The sequence below is a fragment of the Rhodoferax sp. SPJ4 genome (genome assembly GCF_058216275.1).
In genome coordinates this window covers 266,667-289,467 of sequence record NZ_JBYZMN010000003.1, presented here as the reverse complement: position 1 = coordinate 289,467, position 22,801 = coordinate 266,667, and the positions used below count along the sequence as shown (strand labels likewise).

Genomic DNA, 22,801 nt, shown 5'->3' with positions numbered 1-22,801 from the left:
CCCGCACCACCCCCGGTGTGGGGTGCTCCCAAGGAAGGACTTTCCATGACCGCCACGACCCGCCGCCCCGTTCAGGCCTTGTTGCTCGCCAGCCTGCTGGCCGCATCGGCCTTCACCGCCACCGCCCAAACCCCGCCCCCGGCACCGCCCGCGGGCGCACAAGCCGCTGGCCCGCACGGCCACATGGACCACAGGGGCCACCACGACCCGGCCAAGATGCAGGCCAAGGTGGCCCAGCACCTGGCCGCGCTGAAGGCCAAGCTGGCCATCACGCCCGCGCAAGAAGGTGCCTGGACCGCCTTTGCCAGCACCATGACGCCGCCAGCGCAGCCACCGACACGCCCCGACCACGCCGCCTTTGAGAAGATGACCACGCCCGAGCGCATCGACCGCCTGCAGGCCATGCGTGCCGAGCACCAGGCCAAGATGGACCAACGCGCGGCCGCCACCAAGACCTTTTACGCCGCGCTCACACCCGACCAGAAAAAACTGTTTGACGCCGAGTCGCTGCGCCTGCTGTCGCGCCATGGCCATGGCGGCCGGCACGGCGAGCACCCGCGCAGCTGAGCCAGCGGCACCGCACCCCGCCAGCCCCCGCATGCCGGGGGCTTTTTCTTGGACGGGGCGCTGGCTCAGCCCGGCTGTGACGCCAGCAGCTGGCCCAGTTCGCCGCTGGCCAGCAAGCGCTGCAAGTCGTTGGCGCCGCCCACCAGCGTGCCGCGCACAAACACCATGGGCAACGTGGGCCAGCCGGTCCACATCTTCAGCGCATTGCGTTCGCGCCAGCGGCTGAGGTAGCCACCGTAATCCAGGTCATGGTGGGCCACACCGGCCGCGTCCAGCGCCCGGCGCGCCTTTTTCACAAAGGGGTTGGTGGCCATGCCCACCACCACCACGGCATGGGCGGCCACGGCGGCCTGGACCTCGTTCACCACCGCGCGGTGGTGGTTGGCCACCAAGGGCCGCACGGCAGGGTGGATGTGTTCTTCGGCAAGCAGGGCGCGGGACATGGGCAACTCGTGGCAGCAAAACAGCCGGCCAGTGTGCCGCAAACCCGCGGGGCCATGGCCGCCAGGGTGTCGCGCGGGGATCAGCCGCGCCGCAGGCGGGGCGCATCCATCGTGGCGGCACCGGTGCTGCGCTGCGAGCTGCCGCTGTCCATGCCGCGGCCACCGCCCTGGCGCTGGCTGGCGGCGGTGTGGGCCGACAGGCCCCAGGCCAGGGCGGTGGTGATCAGCAGCGCCGCGCGCACCGCACGCAGAGAGGGTGTGGCGCTGCGGGATCGGGCGGGCAACAGCGGGGAGAGGGTAGGGGAAGTCATGGGGGTCTCCTGAAACGCGGGTGAACAGGCCACCCAGACCGACAGCTTGACTGGCCGATGTGAAACCTGTGTGAGGCCCAGGCCGCCGGATGTAAGCAGACATGTCCGCGCCAAAGCCCTGGCCGGCGGCGGACATGGGTGCAGCCCCGGATGGCGATTCGCGCAATTTGACCGAAAATCAATCACTGGACCGCTCACCCGCCCCCCCCATGACCACCGAACCCCGCCGACCCGCCGACCCGCTGAACGACCCCTACAACCCCGGCGGCAGCATCCGGTTTGAAGAGCCGCGCAAATTCCCCGTGGTGCTGGTAGCCGGCATCGGCGGCGGGGTGCTGGCCGCCTGCGCGGTGGCGTTTTTCCTGCTGTACAAGGCCAACACCACCCCGGCCAGCGCGCCGGCCCAGCCCACCCAGAGCCGCCAGGGCATCTCCGACACCCGCTCGCTTGGCAACACCCCCGGCGAGGCGGCCGAAGCCCCGCCCAAGGAAGGGCGCATCAAGGGCACGGTGGAAGACTACGACGGCAAGATGATCGTGACCCAGCCGTCCAAGTGCGTGATGCTGGCGCTGAACATCGAGAACGTCAAAGAGACGGTGGGGCCCAACCCCAACCCGGAAACCCAACAATGGGCGGTGGCTCGCATCAAGCAATCGCAGGACCAGATGGCGGTGCTGGGCTGCAAATGAGCCGCCGATACCGGCCCGCCCCAGGTTGGTCTGGGGGCGGCTGGTAAGATTTGCGCCTTTCCCGAGCGGTCCATCCTCCATGTCAGTTGCTGTTGCGGGCGAGAAGCCCGCGGTGTTTGAAATCAAGAGCGCCAACCTGCCATTGGTCGCGCTGCTGCTCAAGTCCACCGACCTGCAGGCCGTGGCCGACACGCTGGCCAGCCGCTACGGCGACATCCCCGACTTCTTCGACAACGACCCGCTGGTCATCGACCTGTCGCCGTTGCCCACCGACGCCAGCGCCCCCGACTTCGCGGAGCTGGTGGCGCTGCTGCGCCGCTACCGTGTGGCGCCGGTCGCGGTGCGCGGCGGCAACGAGGCCTTGATGGCCGCCGCCCTGGCCAGTGGCCTGGTGGCCGCCAACGACGCCACACCCATCGCCGCCACGGCCCACGCGCCGGCGCCGGTGGTGGCCCCGCCACCCGTGGTGTCGCCCTCCGCGCTGGTGCTGGACCGGCCGCTGCGCTCGGGCCAGCAGTTCTACGCCAAGGGCCGGGACCTGGTGGTGCTGGCCATGGTCAACCCCGGTGCCGAGGTGATTGCCGACGGCCACATCCATGTTTACGCGCCGCTGCGCGGCAAGGCCATGGCCGGTGCCCGTGGCAACACCGAGGCGCGCATTTTTTCGCTCAGCCTGGAGCCCGAGCTGCTGTCGATCGCCGGCATCTACCGCACCAGCGAAGCCCCGCTGCCCGACGGCGTCTGGGGCCGGCCCACCCAGGTGCGGCTGCACAGCGGCGCCGACGGCGACAAGCTGGTGTTCGAGGCCTTGAAGGCCTGAGCCCCACCCCTTTTTTTGAACTGAAAGACCCCACCCCATGGCAAAAATCGTTGTTGTGACTTCCGGCAAAGGCGGCGTGGGCAAAACCACCACCAGCGCCAGCTTTGCCTCTGGTCTGGCCCTGCGCGGCCTGAAAACCGCGGTGATCGATTTCGACGTGGGCCTGCGCAACCTCGACCTGATCATGGGCTGCGAACGCCGCGTGGTGTACGACCTGATCAACGTCATCCAGGGCGAGGCCAACCTGCACCAGGCGCTGATCAAGGACAAGCAGTGCGACAACCTGTTTGTGCTGGCCGCCTCGCAAACCCGCGACAAGGACGCGCTGTCCAAAGAAGGCGTGGAAAAGGTGCTGAACGACCTCGCCGCGATGGGCTTTGACTACATCGTCTGCGACTCGCCGGCCGGCATCGAGACCGGCGCGCTGATGGCCATGCACTTCGCCGACGAGGCCCTGGTGGTGACCAACCCCGAGGTCTCCAGCGTGCGCGACTCCGACCGCATCCTGGGCATGCTGAGCAGCAAGACCAAACGCGCCATCGAAGGCAGCGAGCCCATCAAGGAACACCTGCTGATCACCCGCTACAACCCGAACCGGGTCGACCAGGGCCAGATGCTGTCGCTGGAAGACATCCAGGACATCCTGCGCATCAAGCTGATCGGCGTCATCCCCGAGAGCGAAACCGTGCTGCAGGCCTCCAACCAGGGCCTGCCGGCGGTGCACATGCAGGGCTCGGACGTGTCCGAGGCCTACCAGGACGTGATTGCCCGCTTCCTGGGCGAGGAAAAGCCGCTGCGCTTCGTCGATGCGCAGAAAGCCGGTTTCTTCAAGCGGCTGTTTGGAGGAAAGTAAGGCCATGGCCATGTCATTCCTGTCCTTCCTGCTGGGCGAGAAGAAGAAAACCGCCAGTGTGGCCAAAGAGCGGCTGCAAATCATCCTGGCCCACGAACGCTCGGGCCGCAATGCCGCCGAGCCTGACTACCTGCCCGCGCTGCAACGCGACCTGGTGGCGGTGATCAGCAAATACATCAAGATCAACCCCGACGACATCAAGGTCCACCTGGAACGCCAGGACAACCTCGAGGTGCTGGAGGTCAAGATCGAGTTGCCCGACGCCCGCTGAGGCCGCACTGGTCTGGCCCCCGCCATTTGGCGAAAATGGCGGCTTGCCACAGGCCGCTGTGGCCCCCGATTGCGAAAGACGCCCCCATGCACGCCGACGACCGCGACCCGCGTTTCCTGCCCCCCCCACCCTCGCCCTGGCCGCGGCGCCTGCTGCTGGCCACCGTCGGCATTGGCGCGGCCGTGGGCGCGGTCGTGGGTGGCACCTGGCTGGTGGAGAACCGGCAAAACATCGAGCTGGTGGCGCCATGGAACAAGGGCAAGCTGTCGCCGATCGAGGCCGCACCCGGCACCGCTGTGGCACCGGCCGACCGCGCCACCCCCAACATCGCCGGTGGTGAACTGTCACGCAGCCGGGTCAACACCTGCGCCGGCAGCACCCCCGGCCCCGAATGCCGCGGCGGCCAGCCCGCGCCCGAATACGGCAACCCCGGTGAATCGGAAATCGCCCGCATCCGTGCGGCCAACGCCAATGCCGCACCGGGCGATCTGAAGGGCCAGGACATCGCCAAGAGCGGCGCCGCCCCGCTGGTGGTGGGCAAGCTGGCCAAACCCGCGGCCGAGGGCGCGGCCACACCGCCGCCCGCCATTGCCGCCGCACCCGACAAGGGCCAGGAATGCGAATTCCTGAAGGTGCGGGCCGGTGAGATCGACGAGATGCTCAAACAGACCTACCCCACCGCGGTGAAGAACGGCCTGCGCGACGAACAGAAAAAAGCCCGGGCCCGCGTGGCGAGCCTGGGCTGCTGAGAACGCCTGCCGGCTGACCGCCGGCGCTCAGGCGCCCCTCAGACGCCGAACGGCCGCACGCCAATCAAGGCGCCGTGCAGCCAGAAGGCAAATGCCGCCCAGCCAGCCAAGCCAATGAACACCGTGGTGATGCTGCCCACCGCCGTGCCCGCCGGGTAGACCGTGCCGGCGGCGCGGTCACGCTGACGGGCGGCGCGGAAACACAGCACCGCCCAGACCAGGAAAGTACCGAACAGCAGCACCGCGCCCAGCGTGCCGTTGGCCAGCAGGTGGGCCAGCGCCCAGACCTTGACCGACAGCAGCATGGGGTGCTTGAGCCTGGCCTTGATGCCGTTGCTGGGCACATAGGTCGCGGCCAGCATCACAAAGGCCACCAGCATCAGCAAGCCGGCCACATGCCGGGTGGCGGTGGGTGGCGTCCACAGCACCACCGGCGCCAGCCGGGTCTGGCCATAGCCCCACACCAGCAAGGCAAAGCCGGCCACCGACAGCACCGCGTAGGCGGCCTTCCACGACAGCAAACCCATCTTGGCCACCATGCCGCTGCGCCAGCCATCGGCCACGATGCGGGTCGAGTGCACGCCCAGAAAAAGGATCAGTCCGAGAACGAGTGCGGTCATGGCAAGCCTGTGGGGTGAAGAAGGGCTGATTATTGCCCGGGCTTGTAACACTAAGGGCCGCATGGGGCGCCGGTGGTGGCGGTGCCCGGTCGGGTGGCCGCGCCGCTGGAACCACGGCGGCGTGAACAAATGCGCGGCAGCCCCGGCTTCGTGGCACTGGGTCACCCCACAAACCCGGCGGGATTTCCTACGATGAAGCTGTGTCGCCACCGCCGCATGCCGCAGCGGTCGACACAGAGGGCAAACCTGCCGAAAGGCAGGGACGCAAAGCCTCCGGCCTACAGCGAGTCATCGCCACGGTAGCGGGGTTGCCAACCAAGTGGCGCCGGCCTGCCCGGTGCCTGGCCGGTGCCACCGGCCCATGGTTGCCGCCAGGCCCTCGCCAGACTGAAGAACGAGGCCCTCATGCGCACCCCCTCACACCCTTTTGCACAGGCCGGCCTGTGGGCCTTGTCGTTGGGCGCCGCGCTGGCCTTGACGGCCTGCGGCGGCGGGGGTGGCGGCACGGACATGGCGGCTGCGACCAGCAGCAGCAAAACCCTGGTCATTGACGAGGCTACGCTGCCGCCTGATGCGGCCAGCCAGACCGCCCAGCCGTCCTTCCACATCGCCCCGGTGGTGCTGGACGAACCGGCCGACACCGACACACTGGACAACGCCGCCTCGGCCAGCCGCGCGCCGCACAAGCAGGACATTCCGGCCGACGATGCCATGCTGCCCACCGGCGGTCTGACGGTGGAGGCCCTGAAAGGCGCGCAGCGGCTGCGCAAGCCCGGCACGCTCAACCCGCTGGCCACCAGCAGCACGGTGACCACCTACACGCCGGCGCAGATCCGCGCCGCCTACGGCCTGCCGGCCCTGCCGGCCACTGGCACCACCCCCACCGCCACCCAGGCCGCGCAGATGGGCGCCGGCCAGACCATCTATATCGTCGACGCGATGCACAACCCCAACGTCGCCGCCGAGCTGAACGCCTTCAACCAGCGCTTTGGCCTGCCGGGCTGCACCGCCAAGGCCATCAGCCCCACCGCCACGTTGCCACTGGCTGCGCCCAGCCTGACCGGGGGCTGCACCTTGTCGGTGGTCTACAGCACCGCGGCCGGCGGCATGACCGCCACCGCGCCGGCCTACGACGCCGGCTGGGCGACCGAGATCGCGCTCGACGTGCAATGGGCCCATGCCACCGCACCGCTGGCCCGCATTGTGTTGATTGAATCGGCCGACGCCTCGCTCAACGGCCTGCTGGGCGGCATCAAGCTGGCCAACGCCATGGGGCCGGGCGCGGTGTCCATGAGCTTTGGCAGCAACGAAGGCAGCTGGACCGCCTCGGTGGACAGTGCCTTTGCAGGCACCAACATGACCTACCTGGCCGCCACCGGCGACTCGGGCACGGCCGTGTCCTGGCCCGCCGTGTCGCCCAAGGTGGTGGCGGTGGGTGGCACCTCGCTCACCTACAGCGGCACCGGCACACGCACGGAGAGCGCCTGGTCCAGCGCCGGTGGTGGCGTCAGCCTCTACACCGCGGCCCCCAGCTACCAGACCAGCCTGGTGCCCGGCCTGGGCCTGCTGAGCAAACGCGCGGTGGCCGACGTGGCCTTCAACGCCAACCCGTCCACCGGCCAGTTCGTGGCCATCCTCTCGCCCGGCAGCAGCACGCCCAGCTGGGTCAGTGCCGGCGGCACCAGCCTGTCCACGCCGCAATGGGCGGGCCTGGTGGCGGTGGCCAACGCGCTGCGGGCGCAAAGCGCCAAGCCGGCGCTGGGCGCACCACACGGCCTGCTGTACGGCCAGATCGCCAGCGTGCCCGGCAGCTACGCCGCCAACTTCGCCGACGTGACCAGCGGGTCCAACGGCAGCTGCCTGCTGTGCCTGGCCCACATTGGCTACGACGCCCCCACCGGCCTGGGCACGCCCAACGCCGCGACCCTGCTGGGCACGCTGGGTGGCGCCGCCGCCAGCACCGCCTCCGCCCCGGTAGTGGCCGCAGCCACCGTCAATGGCACGGTGGGCAGCGCGCTGAGCTACACGGTGCAGCTCAGTGGCGGCAGCGCCTCCAGCTTCTCGCTGACGGGGGCACCCAGCGGCATGGTGATCGCCGGCACCGGCGTGCTGAGCTGGCCCAGCCCGGTGGCCGGCAGCTACGCGGTGACCGTCAAGGCCACCAACACCAGCACCGGTCTCAGCGGCAGCGCGGTGCTCACCGTGGTGATTGCCAAGGCCACCTCGCTGGCGCCGGTGGTCACCGCACCGGCCATCAGCGGCGTGGCGGGCCGGCCGCTGAGCGGCAGCATCACCGTGTCGTCCCCGGCCGGCCGCTCGATGTCGATTGCCATCAGCGGCGTGCCTTATGGCGTTCAGTTCTCGGCCAGCGGCCAGGTGCTGTCGCTGTACTGGCCCAGCCCGGTGACCGGCAGCTACAGCCTGGCCATCGCCGCCACCGACTCGGCCGGCCTGCGCACCCAGGCCACGCTGCCCATCACCATCACCGCCAGATGAGCCAGCGTCACGCGGCCTGGGCCAGCCGCGACAAGGTGGCCGGCAAAGCCTGACGTGGGCATTTCTGCAGCTGCGCCAGCACACCGTGAGAAGCCTCGTGCACCCCATGGCGGCGCCCCAGGTCGCGCCGGATGCGTTGCCACAGCGAAGCCGCCATCTCCGCGTCGGCCAGGGCCCGGTGCGCCCGACCTGAGGACGGCAGGCCGTACAGCGTGGCCAATGCGCCCAGCTTGTGGCTGGGGGCGTCGGGGTACAGCCTTCGCGCCAGCAGCAGCGTGCAGGCAAACGCCTGCGTGGCGGGCTGACCGGCCCGTGCCAGCTCGGCCATCCAGAAGCGTCGATCGAACGCGGCGTTGTGGGCCACCATGGGCGCATCACCGACAAAGCGGCTGGCCTCCAGCATCACCTGCTCGGCCGGCGGCGCAGCGGCCACCATGGCGTTGCTGATGCCGGTGAAGGCCTCGATGAAGGCCGAGATGCGCACGCCGGCGTTCATCAGGCTGTGAAACCGGTCGACGATCTGCTCGCCCTCCAGCAGCACGATGGCGACCTCGGTCGCGCGGTCGCCCCGGTCGGGCGACAGGCCGGTGGTTTCAAAGTCGATGACGGCGATGGGGGGCATGGGATGAGTCTAGCGGGGCGGCTCGATCGCACGAGCAGCCAGGCGGCACCAAAGCGCCCGCCAATCAGCCCCCAGAGCATGCGGATTGGCCGCGTCTTCAGCGTCCCCACTGCCGGGCCCACCCAGCCCGCTGTCCACCGTGACCCAGGCCCCGGTGACCGGGTGGGGCAGCGTCAATTGCCAGGCATGCAGCCACAGGCGCTGGCCGCCCAGGCGCTCGGCCCACCAGCGGTTGAGGGGGCCCTTGCCATGGGTGGCGTCGCCAATGATGGGGTGGGCAATGTGCTTGAGGTGGCGACGGATCTGGTGGCGCCGCCCGGTGAGCGGCTCGGCCAGCACCAGGGCCACGCGGGTGCTGGCGTGCCGCGCATCGGCGGCCTCGGGCCAGTCCCAGCGCCGCAAGGTCTTGAAGCGGGTCACAGCCGGCTGCACCGCCGAGTGCGCGGGCGCATCGTCGGGTCGGAGCGGGTGGTCCACCCGTTGCTGGTCAGCAGGCCAACCCCGCACCAGGGCCAGGTAGCGCTTGTGCACCCGCCCCTCGGCAAACGCCTGGGTCAGCGCGCGGGCAGCATCGGCATGCAACGCAAACGCCAGCACGCCACAAGTGCCTTTGTCGAGCCGGTGGGCCGGCCACACCCGCTGGCCCAGCTGGTCACGCAGCGCCTGCATGACCCAGCGGGTTTCACCGGCGTCCAGGCCGGTGCGATGGACCAGCCAGCCGGCGGGCTTGTGGACCACCACCAGGTGGTCGTCGCACCAGAGGATCGGTAGCGACAACGATCAGACGTCGATGTTCGCCGCCCGCAAGGCGTTCTGCTCGATGAACTCGCGGCGTGGTTCGACCTCGTCGCCCATCAGCATGGTGAACACGCGGTCGGCCTCGATGGCGTCGTCGATCTGCACCCGCAGCAAGCGGCGCACCGTGGGGTCCATGGTGGTTTCCCACAGCTGCTCGGGGTTCATCTCGCCCAGGCCCTTGTAGCGCTGGCGGGCGGTGGCGTTTTCGGCCTGGCCGATCAGCCAGCGCATGGCCTGGCGGAAGTCGGCCACTTTTTCTTCCTTCTGCCGCTCGCCTTCGCCGCGCATCACTTTCGCGCCTTCGCCCAGCAGGCCACGGAAGGTGTTGGCGGCCTCGGCCAGCGCGGCGTAGTCGGCACCGTGCACAAAATCTTGGGTCAGCACGCTGCTCTTGATGTTGCCGTGGTGGCGGCGGCTGATGCGCAGAATGGGCTTGTCGCTGCGCACGTCGAACTCGCTGGCCACCTCGGCGGGGATGCCGGTGGTGCTGAGTTCACGCAGCTTGGCCTGCAAGGCCACGGCGCAGGCTTCGGCGTCGGCCACGGTGTCGAGCTTGAGGGTCACACCGTCAGCGATGGCGCGCAAGGCCTCGGCGTCCATGTAGCCACCCAGGCGGGCAATCACGCCCTCGGCCAGCTGGTGTTTGCGGGCCAGCTCGCCCAAGGTGTCGCCGCTCAGCGTGGTGGGGTTGTCACCACCGGTGACCACGCTGGCGCCGTTCAGAGCCACGCGCAGCAAAAAGCGGTCGAGCTCGCCACCGTCTTTCAGGTACTGCTCTTCCTTGCCGACCTTGACCTTGTACAGCGGCGGCTGGGCGATGTAGATGTGGCCGCGCTCCACCAGCTCGGGCATTTGCCGGTAGAAAAAGGTCAGCAGCAGGGTGCGGATGTGGGCGCCGTCCACGTCGGCGTCGGTCATGATGATGATGCGGTGGTAGCGCAGCTTGGCCACGTCAAAGTCATCGGCGCCGCTCTTGCCGTCGGTGCTGCCAGCCTTGCCGATGCCGGTGCCCAGGGCGGTGATGAGCGTGAGAATTTCGTTGCTGGTGAGCAGCTTTTCGTAGCGCGCTTTTTCCACGTTCAGGATCTTGCCGCGCAGCGGCAGGATGGCCTGGAACTTGCGGTCGCGGCCCTGCTTGGCGCTGCCACCGGCGGAGTCGCCCTCCACCAGGTAGATCTCGCACATGGCCGGGTCTTTTTCCTGGCAGTCGGCCAGCTTGCCGGGCAGGCCCATGCCGTCCAACACGCCTTTGCGGCGCGTCATCTCGCGGGCCTTGCGGGCGGCTTCACGGGCCCGGGCGGCCTCCAGAATCTTGCCGACGATGATCTTGGCGTCGTTGGGCCGTTCTTCCAGGTAATCGGCCAGCAGCTTGCCCACGATGTCTTCCACCGGGCCGCGCACCTCGGAGCTGACCAGCTTGTCCTTGGTCTGGCTGCTGAACTTGGGCTCGGGCACCTTGACGCTCAGCACACAGCACAGGCCTTCACGCATGTCGTCACCGGTGACTTCGACCTTGGCTTTCTTGGCCAGCTCGTTGCTCTCGATGTACTTGCCTACCACCCGGGTCATGGCGGCGCGCAGACCGGTCAGGTGGGTGCCGCCGTCGCGCTGCGGGATGTTGTTGGTGAAACACAGCACCTGCTCGTTGTAGCCGCTGTTCCACTGCATCGCCACCTCGACACCGATGTTGGTGCCCTGGTCGCTCTGCCGATCGCCCATGGCGTGGAAGCTGTTGGGGTGCAGCACCTGCTTGCCCTTGTTGATGAAGTCCACAAAGCCTTTGACGCCACCGGCACCGGAAAAGTCATCGCTCTTGCCACTGCGCTCGTCGAGCAGACGGATGCGCACGCCGTTGTTCAAAAAGCTCAGCTCGCGCAGCCGCTTGCTGAGGATCTCGTAATGGAAATCGTTGTTTTCCTTGAAGATCTCGGTGTCGGGCAGAAAGTGCACCTCGGTGCCGCGTTTCTCGGTGTCGCCCAGGATTTGCATCGGCGAGATGTCTACGCCGTTGAACTTCTCGACGATTCGGTTCTGCACAAAACCCTTGCTGAACTCCAGCACATGGACCTTGCCCTCGCGGCGCACGGTCAGGCGCAGCATCTTGGACAGCGCGTTCACGCAGCTCACGCCCACGCCGTGCAGGCCACCCGACACCTTGTAGCTGTTCTGGTTGAACTTGCCACCGGCGTGCAGCTCGGTCAGCGCGATCTCGGCCGCACTGCGCTTGGGCTCGTGCTTGTCGTCCATCTTGATGCCGGTGGGAATGCCACGGCCGTTGTCCACCACGCTGATGGAATTGTCGGAATGGATGGTGACCACGATGTCGTCGCAATGGCCGGCCAGGGCCTCGTCAATCGAGTTGTCCACCACCTCGAAAACTAGGTGGTGCAGGCCGGTGCCGTCAGAGGTGTCACCGATGTACATGCCGGGGCGCTTGCGCACCGCCTCCAGGCCTTCCAGGATCTGGATCGCACCTTCGCCATAGCCTTCGCTGGCACCGGCCTGGTGGGCGTCGATCTTGGGCTGAAAGTTCGAGCTGTCCGCACCCGGCTCGCCCAGGGGCGTGGCGTTGTGGTCGGTCGGGTTGGCGGGGTTGTTGGTGCTCATGGACTGCCTGTCTGTCTTCGGAAAACCGCTGTTTTGCTATCGCTGGAATGACCAAACCCGCAGCGGCCTGCGGGTTGTGGTTTTTGAACGCTCTTTTTTGAAGGGCATCAGATGCGCATCGGCATCACCACGTACTTAAAGCTGGTGTTGTCGGGAATGGTCACCAGGGCCGAGCTGTTGGCGTCCGACAGCTCCAGCTTGACCATGTCCTGGTCCATGTTGGCCAGTGCATCGATGAGGTAGGTGACGTTGAAGCCGATTTCGATGCTGTCACCACCGTAGTCAATGTCCAGCTCGTCCACCGCCTCTTCCTGCTCGGCGTTGTTGGACGCCACCCGCAGGGTGCCGGGGTCGAGGTTCAGGCGCACGCCCTTGAACTTCTCGCTGGTCAGGATGGCGGTGCGCTGCAGGCTAGCCAGCAAGGCCGTGCGGCCCAGCGTGACGCTGTTCTTGTGGTTCTTGGGAATCACGCGGTTGTAATCCGGGAACTTGCCTTCCACCAGCTTGGTGACGAACTCCATGCCATCAAAGCTGAACTTGGCCTGGTTGCCGGCAAACTGCATGTCGATCGCGCCTTCGGCGTCGCTCAGCAAACGCTGCATTTCCAGCACGGTCTTGCGCGGCAGGATGACTTCCTGGCGCGGCACCTCCACGTCCAGCGTGGCGCTGGCAAAGGCCAGGCGGTGGCCGTCGGTGGCCACCAGGCTCAGCTGCTTGCCCTCGGCCACGAACAGGATGCCGTTCAGATAGTAGCGGATGTCGTGCACCGCCATCGCAAACGAGACCTGGCTCAGCAAGGCCTTCAGTGTCTTTTGCGGCACGCTGAACACCGGGCCGAAGTTGGCCGCTTCCTGCACCAGCGGAAAGTCTTCGGCGGCCATGCTTTGCAGCGTGAACTTGCTCTTGCCGCCCTTCAGAATCAGCTTGTTCTGGCTGGACTCCAGCGACACCGTCTGGTCCGACGGCATGGTGCGCAGGATGTCGATCAGCTTGCGGGCGCCCACGGTGGTGGTGAAGTTGCCTTCGTCACCGTCCAGCTCGGCCACGGTGCGGATCTGGATTTCGAGGTCGCTGGTCGTCAGCTGCAGCTGGTGGCCGGTCTTGCGGATCAGCACATTGGCCAGGATGGGCAGGGTGTGCCGCCGCTCCACGATGCCAGCCACCGACTGCAGCACCGCCAGCACTTTGTCTTGAGTTGCCTTCAGGACGATCATGTCAACCTCTTCTTTAATTTCTTTAATTTAAATTAGCAGTAGTAGATAAGAGAAGCGCTGCGCTGTGGACAGCCCTATTTTCCCCTTTTTTATCAAGCACTTGGCGCCTGTTGAAGCCTGTGCGCAGCCCTGCATCGACGCTGCTTCCCAACCATGAACAACTTTGCAAAAAGCCATGCGCCTGTGGACAAGTCATGGCTTGTGCCAGCGTTGTCCACAGGGTTGTCAGGGCGGTGGTCATCACGGGGGGGTCAGCCTTTCAGCGTCTGTTCCAGCACATGCAGCTGCTGGTTCAGCTCGGTCAGCTGTTGGCGTTCGCCCGAGATCTTGCGCACCGCGTGCAGCACCGTGGTGTGGTCACGGCCGCCAAACAGCTCGCCGATCTCCGGCAGGCTCTTCTGCGTCAGTTCCTTGGCCAGATACATGGCGATCTGCCGCGGCCGGGCGATGCTGGCCGGCCGTTTCTTGGAATACATGTCGGCGACCTTGATCTTGTAGTAGTCGGCCACCGTCTTCTGGATGTTTTCCACCGAGATCTGCCGGTTCTGGATGCTCAGCAGGTCGCGCAGGGCCTCACGGGCCAGCGCAATGGAGATCTCTTTCTGGTTAAAGCGGGAATAGGCCAGGATCTTGCGCAGCGCGCCTTCGAGCTCACGCACGTTGGAACGCACGTTTTTGGCGACGAAGAAGGCCACCTCTTCCGGCATGTCGGCGCCTTCAGAACGCGCCTTGCTGATCAGAATCGCCACCCGCATTTCCAGCTCCGGCGGCTCGATCGCCACCGTCAGGCCGGAATCGAAGCGCGACACCAGGCGCTCGTGGATGTCGGCCAGGCCTTTGGGGTAGGTGTCGCTGGTCATCACGATGTGCGACTTGCGGGCCAGCAAAGCCTCGAAGGCGTTGAAGAACTCTTCCTGGGTGCGTTCCTTGTTGGCGAAGAACTGCACGTCGTCGATCAGCAGCAAATCCAGCGAGTGGTAGCGGTGCTTGAACTCGTCGAAAGTCTTGCGCTGGTAGGCCTTAACCACATCCGACACGAACTGCTCGGCATGGATGTAGAGAACTTTGGCCTGGGGGCGGTCTGCCAGCAGCCGGTTGCCCACCGCGTGCATCAAATGGGTCTTGCCCAGGCCCACACCGCCGTAGATGAACAAAGGGTTGTACAAATGCCCGGGCATGCCCGACACATGCATGGCGGCGGCCCGCGCCATGCGGTTGGCCGTGCCTTCTACCAGGGTGTCAAAGGTCAGGGCGGTGTTGAGGCGGGTTTTGAAACCGGCGTTGGCTGCGTCTTCTGGCGTGGCCAGCCCGGCTGGTTCCACCAGCGCCTGTTCGTCCACCTCGGTGGGAACAATGCGATGCCTGGCCTTCTCTTCACGCGGAGCAAGCGCTAACTCCATGGTGATTTGCTGGCCCGAGAATTTTTCCAGCATGGCGGCGATGCGGCCGGCGTACTGGGCCCGCACCCAGTCGAGCTTGAAGCGGTTGGCCACCAGCACAGTGACTTTGGAAAGGTCTTCCGCCACCTCAGCCACCAGCGGTCGGATCCAGGTGTTGAACTGCTGCTCGGGCAACTCCTGCGCCAGTTGGTCGATGCAGGCCTGCCATAGGCCCTGGCCGGCGTTGTGAAGAATTCCCTCGCTCATAAATCCTGTCTGGCTTTGTGGATAGTTGTCGTTTTTGGCCTGCCGCATTGTAGGTGGCAAACAAGTTATCCACATTCGGGAAACGCCCAGTCCGGCGGCCTGCGGTGGCCACCCCAAAAGCCGATCGCTTGCCCAAGCGGCTGAAAATTTGCGATAATCCGCGGTTGCCCTGATTTGTCGCGCAGTGTGTCCCATGCTTGGGGCTGCGGCCAGACGCAGGTTTCAGGGCCGATCATTTCAGGAAATACCATGAAGCGCACCTACCAACCTTCCAAGATCCGCCGCGCCCGCACCCACGGCTTTTTGGTCCGCATGAAGACCCGTGGTGGCCGTGCCGTGATCAACGCACGCCGCGCCAAGGGCCGCAAGCGCCTGGCCGCCTGAGCATCGCGCTGTTTCAGCGGTGCAGCGGCTGACTACCCGCGCGCAATTCCAAGCCGTGATGGATGGCACGACCGTGGCGCGCACTGCGCACTTCGTCTTGCATCGCAAGGCGCTGACGCCAGACATGCTGGCGTCCCTCTTCGCCGATTTCCGTCCCAACCCGGCTGCGCCGGAGCCTTGGCTCGGAGCCATGCTGCCCAAACGCTGGGCCAAGCGGGCGGTCACGCGCAACACCCTGCGCCGGCAGATCTACACCGTGGCGGCAGAAGCTTCGGCCTCGCTGGGCGACAAGGCCCATGTGGTGCGGCTGCGTCAGGCCTTCAGCCGCGCCGATTTCCCCAGTGCCACCTCTGACGCGCTGAAAGCCGCCGTGCGCACCGAACTCCAGCAGCTGTTTGCCGGGCTCGTGCCATGATGCGCGGCCTGCTGATGGGCTTGGTCAAGGCCTACCGCTTGTGCATCAGCCCCAGCCTGGGGGCCAATTGCCGCTACTTTCCCTCCTGCTCCACTTATGCCTTGCAAGCCCTTGAGCTGCATGGTGCCGGTGCCGGCAGCTACCTGGCCGTGCGGCGCATCCTGCGTTGCCAGCCCTGGTGTGAGGGTGGCCATGACGAGGTGCCCGCTCAGGCGCCGCGTTTGTTTGGTCGCCTGTTTTCCCCTCTTTCTGCAAAGAAACCCTCATGAACGACATCCGCCGCACCATCCTGTGGGTGATTTTTGGCTTCTCCGTGATCCTGCTGTGGGACCAATGGCAGTTGCACAACGGGCACAAGGCCACTTTTTTCCCGACGCCTGAAAAACAGGCTGCTGTGCCCGCCAAGGCGCCTGCCAGTGCGGCCGTGCCGACGGCCACCGCCGCCCTGCCCGGCGCGACCGGCGGCGTGGCGGCTGTGCCGTCCACCGGCAACGACCTCGCTGCGGCCCGCCAGCGCGTCGAGGTGAGCACCGACGTGCTGAAGCTGGCCTTCGACAGCGAAGGCGGTTCGCTGGTGCATGCCGAGATGCTCAAGCATGTGGATTTCAACGATCGCAGCCGCAACGTGGTGCTGTTCGACGAAAGCAAAGAGCGTGTCTACCTGGCCCAGACCGGACTGGTGGCCGGTGCCGCCGGTGGCAGCTTCCCCACCCACAAGACGCCGATGACGGTGGTGCCCGGTGAGCGCACGCTGAAAGACGGCAGCAACGAGCTGGTGGTGCGTTTCGAGTCGGCCGAAGTGGCCGGCGTCAAGCTGGTCAAGACCTACACCTTGCGCCGCGGCACCTACGACATCGCCGTCAAGCACGACATCGTCAACAACGGCGCGGCCGCGGTGGCGCCGCAGCTCTACCTGCAGCTGGTGCGCGACGGCAACAAGCCGCCCGGCGAGTCATCGTTCTATTTCACCTTCACCGGACCGGCGGTCTACACCGATGCGAAGAAATTCCACAAGGTGGACTTTGCCGACATCGAAAAGGGCAAGGCCGAGGTCGACAAGAACAGCAGCAATGGCTACGTGGCCATGGTGCAGCACTACTTTGCCAGTGCCTGGCTGCTGGCCGATGGTGTGGCGCGCGAGATGTTTGTCCGCAAGGTCGACACCAACCTGTACGCCGTGGGCATGATCACGCCGCTGGAGGCCATCGCCCCCGGCACCACCAAGACGGTGGAATCGCGTTTGTTCGCCGGCCCGCAGGAAGAAAAGGTGCTGGAAAAGCTCTACCCAGGGCTGGAACTGGTCAAGGACTACGGCTGGCTGACCATCCTGGCCAAGCCGTTGTATTGGCTGCTGTTCACCCTCAATGGCTTCATCGCCAACTGGGGCTGGTCCATCGTGGCGCTGGTGGTGCTGTTGAAAGCGGCCTTCTACTGGCTCAATGCCAAGGCCTATGCCAGCATGGCCAAGATGAAGGCGGTCACGCCACGCATCACCGAGATGCGCGAGCGGCTGAAGAGCAAGCCGCAGGAAATGCAGCAGGAGATGATGAAGATCTACAAGGAGGAAAAGGTCAACCCCATGGGTGGCTGCTTCCCCATCCTGGTCCAGATCCCGGTTTTCATCGCCTTGTACTGGGTGCTGCTCAGCTCGGTGGACATGCGCAACGCCCCCTGGGTGGGCTGGATCCATGACCTGGCCACGCCCGACCCGTATTTCATCCTGCCGGTGGTGATGACCGCCACCTCGCTGCTGCAGACCTGGCTCAACCCCACGCCGCCGGACCCGATGCAGGCCAAGATGATGTGGATCATGCCGCTGGCCTTCAGCGTGATGTTCTTCTTTTTCCCGGCCGGCCTGGTGCTGTACTGGATCACCAACAACACCTTGTCGATCGCCCAGCAGTACTTCATCAACAAGCGCCTGGGTGTGTTGACCAAGCCGTCCAACCCCTTCGATTTGTTCCGCAACAAATCGTCCTGAACCCGGCGGTGACGCCCTTGCGTTGCCCTGCCAGGCCGCCCGCTTCACCGCGAGCGGCCTTTTTTCTGCAAACTGCCCGAAGATAGTGACCATGTTCGCCCGCCACGACGACCCGATCGCCGCCATCGCCACCGCCCCCGGGCGCGGTGCGGTGGGCATCGTGCGGGTGTCGGGCTGGCAGATCGCACCGCTGGTGCTGGCGCTGTGCGGCCGGCCGCTGAACCCCCGCGAAGCCACTTACTTGCCGTTCCGCGACGCCGCTGGCCAGCCCATCGACCATGGCCTGGCGCTGTTTTTCCCCGGCCCGCATTCCTACACCGGCGAGGACGTGCTGGAGCTGCAGGCCCATGGCGGCCCAGTGGTTCTGCAGCTGCTGCTGGCACGCTGCCTGGAGGCCGCTGCCACGCCGCAGGCCGCCACCGGCCTGCCTTGTTTGCCCCATTTGCGGCTGGCCGAACCGGGCGAATTCACCCGCCGCGCCTACCTGAACGACAAGCTGGACCTGGCCCAGGCCGAGGCGGTGGCCGACCTGATTGACGCCAGCACCGAGGCCGCGGCGCGCAGCGCCAGCCGCTCGCTCTCGGGCGAGTTCTCGGCCGAGGTGCACAGTCTGAAAGACGCGCTGGTGCATTTGCGCATGCTGGTCGAGGCCACGCTGGACTTTCCCGAGGAAGACATCGACTTCTTGCAACAGGCCGACGCCCGCGGCCAGTTGCAGGCGCTGCAAACCCAGCTGACCCGGGTCCAGCAACGCACCCGGCAGGGCGCGCTGCTGCGCGAAGGCATCACCGTGGTGATTGCCGGCCAGCCCAACGCCGGCAAGAGCTCGCTGCTGAACGCGCTGGCCGGGGCCGAGCTGGCCATCGTTACCCCGGTGGCCGGCACCACCCGCGACAAGGTGGCGCAGACCATCCAGATCGACGGCGTGCCGCTGCATGTGATCGACACCGCCGGCCTGCGCGACAGCCACGACGAGGTGGAGCGCATCGGCATTGCCCGTGCCTGGGGCGAAATCGAGCGGGCCGACGCGGTGCTGTTTCTGCACGACCTGACGCGCGCCCCAGACCCGCAGTACCAAGCCGCCGACCAGGCCATCGCCGAGGCGCTGGCCGACAAGCTGCCGGCCCAGGTGCCGGTGGTCGACCTGTGGAACAAATGCGATGCGGCCAGCACGGCCGCGCTGGCGGCGGACGCCCTCCGCCTGTCGGCCAAGACCGGCGACGGCCTGGACGCGCTGCGCCGCCGCCTGCTGGAGATCGCCGGCTGGCAGGCGGCGCCCGAGGGCGTTTACCTGGCCCGCGAACGCCATGTGCAGGCGCTGGCCGCGGTGGCGACCCACCTGGACGGCGCCTCCCAGCGCTTGAACGCGCGGGCCCCGGCATTGGACCTGCTGGCCGAGGAGCTGCGCCTGGCCCAGCAGGCCCTGGGCGCCATCACCGGCGAATTCAGCGCCGACGATTTGCTGGGCGAGATCTTCTCCAGCTTCTGCATCGGCAAGTGAGGCCCATGGTGGCCAGCCTCAGTGGCCGGCGAAATCCACCAGCGTGAACAGCGGCAGGCCGGCCGCCTGCAGCCGGGCCGAGCCGCCCAACTCGGGCAGGTCCACAATGGCCGCGCCCTCCACCACCTGGGCGCCCAGGCGCTCCAGCAAGGCCTTGCCGGCCATCATGGTGCCGCCGGTGGCAATCAGGTCGTCGATCAGCAGCACCCGCTGGCCGGGCTGTACCGCGTCGCTGTGCAATTCCACCGTGGCGCTGCCGTACTCCAGCTCATAGGTTTCCTGCACCGTGGTGAAGGGCAGCTTGCCTTTTTTGCGGATGGGCACAAAACCCAGGCCCAGCTGGTAGGCCACCACCGAGCCGATGATGAAGCCCCGCGCGTCCAGCCCGGCCACCACGTCGGGCCGGTGGCCCGGGGCGCGGTAGCGGTCCACAAAGGCGTCGATCAGCGCACGGAACACAGCCGGGTCTTGCAGCAGCGGTGTGATGTCGCGGAACTGCACGCCGGGGGCGGGCCAGTCGGGCACGGTGCGGATGTGGTGGCGCAGCAGCGCCGCGATGTCTGTGGCCATGGGGGTCAGCGTGGTGGCAAGCGGGACCCCATTGTGCGGCCTGTGGTGGCCTGTTGGTGCCGCCGCCTCAGCCGCGCAGCAGCTTGTCTTCGGCCAGCGCCAGTGCCTCGGCCCGGCCCGACAGCACCAAGGTGTCGCCCGATTGCAGCACCAGCGTGTCGTCGGGCTCCGACGCCTTGCCGCTGTGGCCGCGCAGGCTCACCACCCGCACGCCGGTGGCGTGCAGCGCCAGTTCTTCCAGCCGCTTGCCCACCGAGCGGGCGGTGATGGGCAGCGTGACGGTGGCCAGCCGCTCCTGGTCGCGCTCCAGCGTGGTGTTGTCGTCGGCGCCATGGAAATAGCCACGCAGCAGGTTGTAGCGGGCGTCGCGCTGGTCTTGCACCACCCGGATCACCCGGCGCATGGGCACACCCACCAGCGCCAGCGCGTGGCTGGCCAGCATCAGCGAGCCCTCGATGGCCTCGGGAACGACCTCGGTGGCGCCGGCCTCGCGCAGCTTTTCGAGATCACTGTCGTCCACCGTGCGCACCACCACCGGCACCTTGCCGGCGTGTTCCTGGATGTTGGCGATCACCCGCACCGCCGAGGGCGTGTCGAGGTAGGTCACCACCACCGCGCTGGCGCGGGCCAGGCCGGCCGCCATCAGCGACTGCAGCCGGGCGGCGTCGCCAAACACCACCGAGTCGCCGGCGGCGGCGGCCTGGCGCACCCGGTCGGGGTCGAGGTCCAGCGCCATGTAGGGAATGGCCTCACGCTCCAGCATGCGGGCCAGGTTCTGGCCGCAACGGCCGTAGCCACAGATGATGACGTGGCGGTTGGCGTTGATGGATTTGCGCGCGATGTGGGTCATCTGCAGCGACTCCAGCATCCAGTCGCTGGTGACCAGCTTCATCACGATGCGGTTGCTGTACATGATGATGAAAGGCGTGGCGAGCATGGACAACACCATGCTCGCCAGGATGGGGTTCAGCAAGGCCGGTGGCAGCAAGCCGTTCTGTTGCGACAGCGTCAGCAGCACAAAGCCGAACTCGCCGGCCTGGGCCAGGTACAAGCCGGTGCGCATGGCGGTGCCGGTGGGCGCGCCCAGGCCCTTGGCCAGCACCGCCACCACCACCAGCTTGGCCAGCACCGGCAGCACCAGCAGTGCCAGCACCAGCGGCCAGCGTTCCAGCACCAGGCGCCAGTCCAGCATCATGCCGATGGTGATGAAAAACAGCCCCAGCAGCACGTCGTGGAAGGGCCGGATGTCGGTTTCCACCTGGTGCTTGTATTCGGTCTCTGACACCAGCATGCCGGCGATGAAGGCGCCCAGGGCCAGGCTCAGGCCGGCCAGCTCGGTCAGCCAGGCCAGGCCCAGCGTCACCAGCAGCAGGTTGAGCACAAACAGCTCCTCGCTCTTGCGGCGCGCCACCAGCGTCAACCACCAGCGCATCACTTTCTGGCCCCCCGCCAGCAGCAGGGCAATCAACGCGGCGGCCTTCAGGCCGGCCAGCACCAGCGCCCCGAACAGGTTGTCGCCGTCGGCGCCCAGCGCCGGAATCAGCACCAGCAGCGGCACCACCGCCAAATCCTGGAACAGCAGCACACCCATCACCCGCTTGCCGTGTTCCGACTCCAGCTCGCCGCGTTCGGCCATCAGCTTGACGAGGATGGCGGTGCTGCTCATCGCCATCGCGCCGGAGAGCGCCAGCGCCGTCTGCCAGGGCATGCGCCACAGCGTGGGCGCCATGGCCGCCAGAAACAGCGAGCCGCAGGTGGCGATCACCAGCGTCATCAGCACCTGCATCAACCCCAGGCCGAACACATGGCGCCGCATCGCCCGCAGCTTGTTGAGGTTGAACTCCAGGCCGATGACGAACATCAGAAATACGACGCCAAACTCGGCCAGGTGCTTGATGCCGGCGGTGTTCTCGGCCAGTGCCATCGCGTTCGGGCCAATCACCACACCCACCGCCAGGTAGCCCAGCATGGGCGGCAACCGCATCAGCCGGCAACCCACCACCCCCAGCACCGCCGCGGCCAGGTACAAAAGGGTCAGTTCCAGCGAGGTCATGGGCCTATCCTATCAAGGCCCCTCGCCAGGGCGATGGCAAGAGCCCACCGATAGAATCAGGCCACCATGCCGACGCCCGCCCGCCACCCCCCGTTCGACGCCGCGCAGGCCCTGCGCCTGGCCAGCGACACCTTCGACATCGAGGCTGCGGCGGTGCTGGGCCTGAAGGCCCGCACTGGCGAGGCCTTTGCCCAGGCGGTGCAACAGATGTTGGACTGCCCTGGCCGGGTGGTGGTGATGGGCATGGGCAAAAGCGGCCACATCGGTCGCAAGATCGCCGCCACGCTGGCCTCCACCGGCACGCCGGCGATGTTTGTGCACCCGGCCGAGGCCAGCCATGGCGACCTGGGCATGATCACCCCGGCCGACGTGGTGCTGGCCATCTCCAACAGCGGCGAGAGCGAAGAGCTCACCGCCATCCTGCCGGTGCTCAAGCGCCAGGGCGTGCCGCTGGTGGCCATCACCGGCGGCGCCCAGTCCACGCTGGCCCGCCATGCCGGCCTGGTGCTCGACAGCGGCGTCGACAAAGAGGCCTGCCCACTGAACCTGGCCCCCACCGCCAGCACCACCGCGCAGCTGGCGCTGGGTGACGCGCTGGCCGTGGCCCTGCTGGACGCGCGCGGTTTCCGCGCCGAAGACTTTGCCCGCTCCCATCCCGGCGGCGCGCTGGGCCGCAAGCTGCTGACCCAGGTGGCCGACGTGATGCGCAGCGGCGCCGAGCTGCCCCGGGTGGCGCCCGGGGTCGGCTTGAGCGAGCTGATGCGGGAGATGAGTGCCAAGGGCCTGGGTGCTTCGGCCATCGTCGACGACCATGACCGGCTGCTGGGCATCTTCACCGACGGCGACCTGCGTCGGCAGGTCGAAAAAGGCAGCGATCTGCGCAGCTGCACCGCCCGCGACCTGATGCATGCCAGCCCGCGCACCGTGGCCCCCGAGGCCCTGGCGGTGGACGCGGTGGCGCTGATGGAGGCCCACCGCATCACCTGTGTGCTGGTGGTCGATGCCGACGGTGTGCTGGTGGGCGCGGTCCACATCGGCGACCTGATGCGGGCCAAAGTGATATGACCCCCACGCTCCCCACGCCGTGTGGTTCGCTGGACTGGCCGCCGCCAGAGTCGGCGACTCTTCGGGCTGTCCAAGCTCGCGCAGGCGAGCTTAGAGCCGCAGCCCTCAGCCCCGAGGGGGCGACAC

Annotated in this window: 24 protein-coding genes and 1 riboswitch; of the genes, 13 read left to right on the top strand and 11 right to left on the bottom strand. The window is 67.1% G+C overall.

The features are described from left to right. Positions 1–45: 45 nt before the first annotated feature. Complete coding sequence (locus AC4BAR_RS12550) at positions 46–567, top strand: Spy/CpxP family protein refolding chaperone (protein ID WP_490628202.1); 522 nt, start codon at positions 46–48, stop codon at positions 565–567. A gap of 65 nt (positions 568–632) precedes the next feature. On the opposite strand, the gene AC4BAR_RS12545 is transcribed toward AC4BAR_RS12550, so the two are convergent. Together AC4BAR_RS12545 and AC4BAR_RS12540 are read right to left on the bottom strand one after the other, a co-directional pair. Continuing rightward, positions 633–1,010, bottom strand: a complete 378-nt coding sequence (locus tag AC4BAR_RS12545) for a glutaredoxin (RefSeq protein ID WP_490628201.1) — start codon at positions 1,008–1,010, stop codon at positions 633–635. Between the two features lie 80 nt (positions 1,011–1,090). Next, positions 1,091–1,321, bottom strand: coding sequence for a hypothetical protein (locus AC4BAR_RS12540; protein WP_490628200.1), 231 nt, complete (start codon positions 1,319–1,321; stop codon positions 1,091–1,093). Positions 1,322–1,530: 209 nt separating this feature from the next. Between AC4BAR_RS12540 and AC4BAR_RS12535 the strand changes: the two genes are divergently transcribed. The 5 genes from AC4BAR_RS12535 to AC4BAR_RS12515 all read left to right on the top strand — a co-directional run bounded on the left by AC4BAR_RS12535 (position 1,531) and on the right by AC4BAR_RS12515 (position 4,703). Then, positions 1,531–2,010: a hypothetical protein gene (locus AC4BAR_RS12535; RefSeq protein WP_490628199.1), complete on the top strand. Its 480-nt coding sequence runs from the start codon at positions 1,531–1,533 to the stop codon at positions 2,008–2,010. Between the two features lie 79 nt (positions 2,011–2,089). Next, positions 2,090–2,830, top strand: coding sequence for a septum site-determining protein MinC (gene minC, locus AC4BAR_RS12530; protein WP_490628198.1), 741 nt, complete (start codon positions 2,090–2,092; stop codon positions 2,828–2,830). Between the two features lie 37 nt (positions 2,831–2,867). Next, positions 2,868–3,683, top strand: coding sequence for a septum site-determining protein MinD (minD, locus tag AC4BAR_RS12525; protein WP_490628197.1), 816 nt, complete (start codon positions 2,868–2,870; stop codon positions 3,681–3,683). A 10-nt stretch (positions 3,684–3,693) separates the two neighbouring features. Next, complete coding sequence (gene minE, locus AC4BAR_RS12520) at positions 3,694–3,954, top strand: cell division topological specificity factor MinE (protein WP_490628325.1); 261 nt, start codon at positions 3,694–3,696, stop codon at positions 3,952–3,954. Positions 3,955–4,040: 86 nt separating this feature from the next. Beyond that, positions 4,041–4,703, top strand: coding sequence for a hypothetical protein (locus AC4BAR_RS12515; protein ID WP_490628196.1), 663 nt, complete (start codon positions 4,041–4,043; stop codon positions 4,701–4,703). A gap of 38 nt (positions 4,704–4,741) precedes the next feature. Here the strand turns inward: AC4BAR_RS12515 and AC4BAR_RS12510 are convergent, their stop codons facing one another. Then, on the bottom strand, positions 4,742–5,323 hold the full coding sequence (locus tag AC4BAR_RS12510; RefSeq protein WP_490628195.1) for an NnrU family protein: 582 nt from the start codon (positions 5,321–5,323) through the stop codon (positions 4,742–4,744). A 229-nt stretch (positions 5,324–5,552) separates the two neighbouring features. Next, positions 5,553–5,639: riboswitch (cyclic di-GMP riboswitch) on the top strand. Between the two features lie 89 nt (positions 5,640–5,728). Here AC4BAR_RS12510 and AC4BAR_RS12505 point away from each other — a divergent pair. Next, on the top strand, positions 5,729–7,819 hold the full coding sequence (locus AC4BAR_RS12505; protein WP_490628194.1) for a S53 family peptidase: 2,091 nt from the start codon (positions 5,729–5,731) through the stop codon (positions 7,817–7,819). 7 nt (positions 7,820–7,826) lie between these two features. Here the strand turns inward: AC4BAR_RS12505 and AC4BAR_RS12500 are convergent, their stop codons facing one another. From AC4BAR_RS12500 to dnaA, 6 genes are all read right to left on the bottom strand, one after another. Continuing rightward, positions 7,827–8,441 carry a 3'-5' exonuclease gene (locus AC4BAR_RS12500; RefSeq protein ID WP_490628193.1) on the bottom strand — a complete coding sequence of 205 codons (615 nt, stop codon included), beginning with the start codon at positions 8,439–8,441 and terminating at the stop codon, positions 7,827–7,829. 9 nt (positions 8,442–8,450) lie between these two features. Then, complete coding sequence (locus AC4BAR_RS12495) at positions 8,451–9,218, bottom strand: pseudouridine synthase (protein WP_490628192.1); 768 nt, start codon at positions 9,216–9,218, stop codon at positions 8,451–8,453. 3 nt (positions 9,219–9,221) lie between these two features. Further along, the gene (gene gyrB / locus AC4BAR_RS12490) at positions 9,222–11,846 is read right to left on the bottom strand and encodes a DNA topoisomerase (ATP-hydrolyzing) subunit B (RefSeq protein ID WP_490628191.1); all 2,625 of its coding nucleotides are present in this window, start codon (positions 11,844–11,846) and stop codon (positions 9,222–9,224) included. A 107-nt stretch (positions 11,847–11,953) separates the two neighbouring features. Beyond that, the gene (dnaN, locus tag AC4BAR_RS12485) at positions 11,954–13,060 is read right to left on the bottom strand and encodes a DNA polymerase III subunit beta (protein ID WP_490628190.1); all 1,107 of its coding nucleotides are present in this window, start codon (positions 13,058–13,060) and stop codon (positions 11,954–11,956) included. Between the two features lie 22 nt (positions 13,061–13,082). Continuing rightward, positions 13,083–13,301 carry a hypothetical protein gene (locus AC4BAR_RS12480; protein WP_490628189.1) on the bottom strand — a complete coding sequence of 73 codons (219 nt, stop codon included), beginning with the start codon at positions 13,299–13,301 and terminating at the stop codon, positions 13,083–13,085. A gap of 10 nt (positions 13,302–13,311) precedes the next feature. Then, the gene (gene dnaA, locus AC4BAR_RS12475; RefSeq protein ID WP_490628188.1) at positions 13,312–14,706 is read right to left on the bottom strand and encodes a chromosomal replication initiator protein DnaA; all 1,395 of its coding nucleotides are present in this window, start codon (positions 14,704–14,706) and stop codon (positions 13,312–13,314) included. 249 nt (positions 14,707–14,955) lie between these two features. On the opposite strand from dnaA, the gene rpmH reads away from it, so the two are divergent. The 5 genes from rpmH (at position 14,956) to mnmE (ending at position 18,987) form a co-directional block, all read left to right on the top strand. After that, positions 14,956–15,090, top strand: coding sequence for a 50S ribosomal protein L34 (rpmH, locus tag AC4BAR_RS12470; protein WP_055837473.1), 135 nt, complete (start codon positions 14,956–14,958; stop codon positions 15,088–15,090). Positions 15,091–15,148: 58 nt separating this feature from the next. Then, complete coding sequence (locus tag AC4BAR_RS12465; RefSeq protein ID WP_490628187.1) at positions 15,149–15,505, top strand: ribonuclease P protein component; 357 nt, start codon at positions 15,149–15,151, stop codon at positions 15,503–15,505. Beyond that, positions 15,502–15,774, top strand: a complete 273-nt coding sequence (yidD, locus tag AC4BAR_RS12460; RefSeq protein WP_490628186.1) for a membrane protein insertion efficiency factor YidD — start codon at positions 15,502–15,504, stop codon at positions 15,772–15,774. Before AC4BAR_RS12465 ends, yidD begins: the two co-directional genes overlap by 4 nt. Then, the gene (yidC, locus tag AC4BAR_RS12455; RefSeq protein ID WP_490628185.1) at positions 15,771–17,486 is read left to right on the top strand and encodes a membrane protein insertase YidC; all 1,716 of its coding nucleotides are present in this window, start codon (positions 15,771–15,773) and stop codon (positions 17,484–17,486) included. Before yidD ends, yidC begins: the two co-directional genes overlap by 4 nt. A 91-nt stretch (positions 17,487–17,577) precedes the next feature. Further along, positions 17,578–18,987 carry a tRNA uridine-5-carboxymethylaminomethyl(34) synthesis GTPase MnmE gene (gene mnmE / locus AC4BAR_RS12450; RefSeq protein WP_490628184.1) on the top strand — a complete coding sequence of 470 codons (1,410 nt, stop codon included), beginning with the start codon at positions 17,578–17,580 and terminating at the stop codon, positions 18,985–18,987. An 18-nt stretch (positions 18,988–19,005) separates the two neighbouring features. Here the strand turns inward: mnmE and AC4BAR_RS12445 are convergent, their stop codons facing one another. Beyond that, positions 19,006–19,557, bottom strand: coding sequence for an adenine phosphoribosyltransferase (locus AC4BAR_RS12445; protein ID WP_490628183.1), 552 nt, complete (start codon positions 19,555–19,557; stop codon positions 19,006–19,008). 67 nt (positions 19,558–19,624) lie between these two features. Beyond that, positions 19,625–21,610, bottom strand: coding sequence for a monovalent cation:proton antiporter family protein (locus AC4BAR_RS12440; RefSeq protein ID WP_490628182.1), 1,986 nt, complete (start codon positions 21,608–21,610; stop codon positions 19,625–19,627). A gap of 66 nt (positions 21,611–21,676) precedes the next feature. Here AC4BAR_RS12440 and AC4BAR_RS12435 point away from each other — a divergent pair, with 66 nt between their 5' ends. Then, positions 21,677–22,675, top strand: a complete 999-nt coding sequence (locus tag AC4BAR_RS12435; RefSeq protein WP_490628181.1) for a KpsF/GutQ family sugar-phosphate isomerase — start codon at positions 21,677–21,679, stop codon at positions 22,673–22,675. The last annotated feature ends 126 nt before the right edge of the window (positions 22,676–22,801 follow it).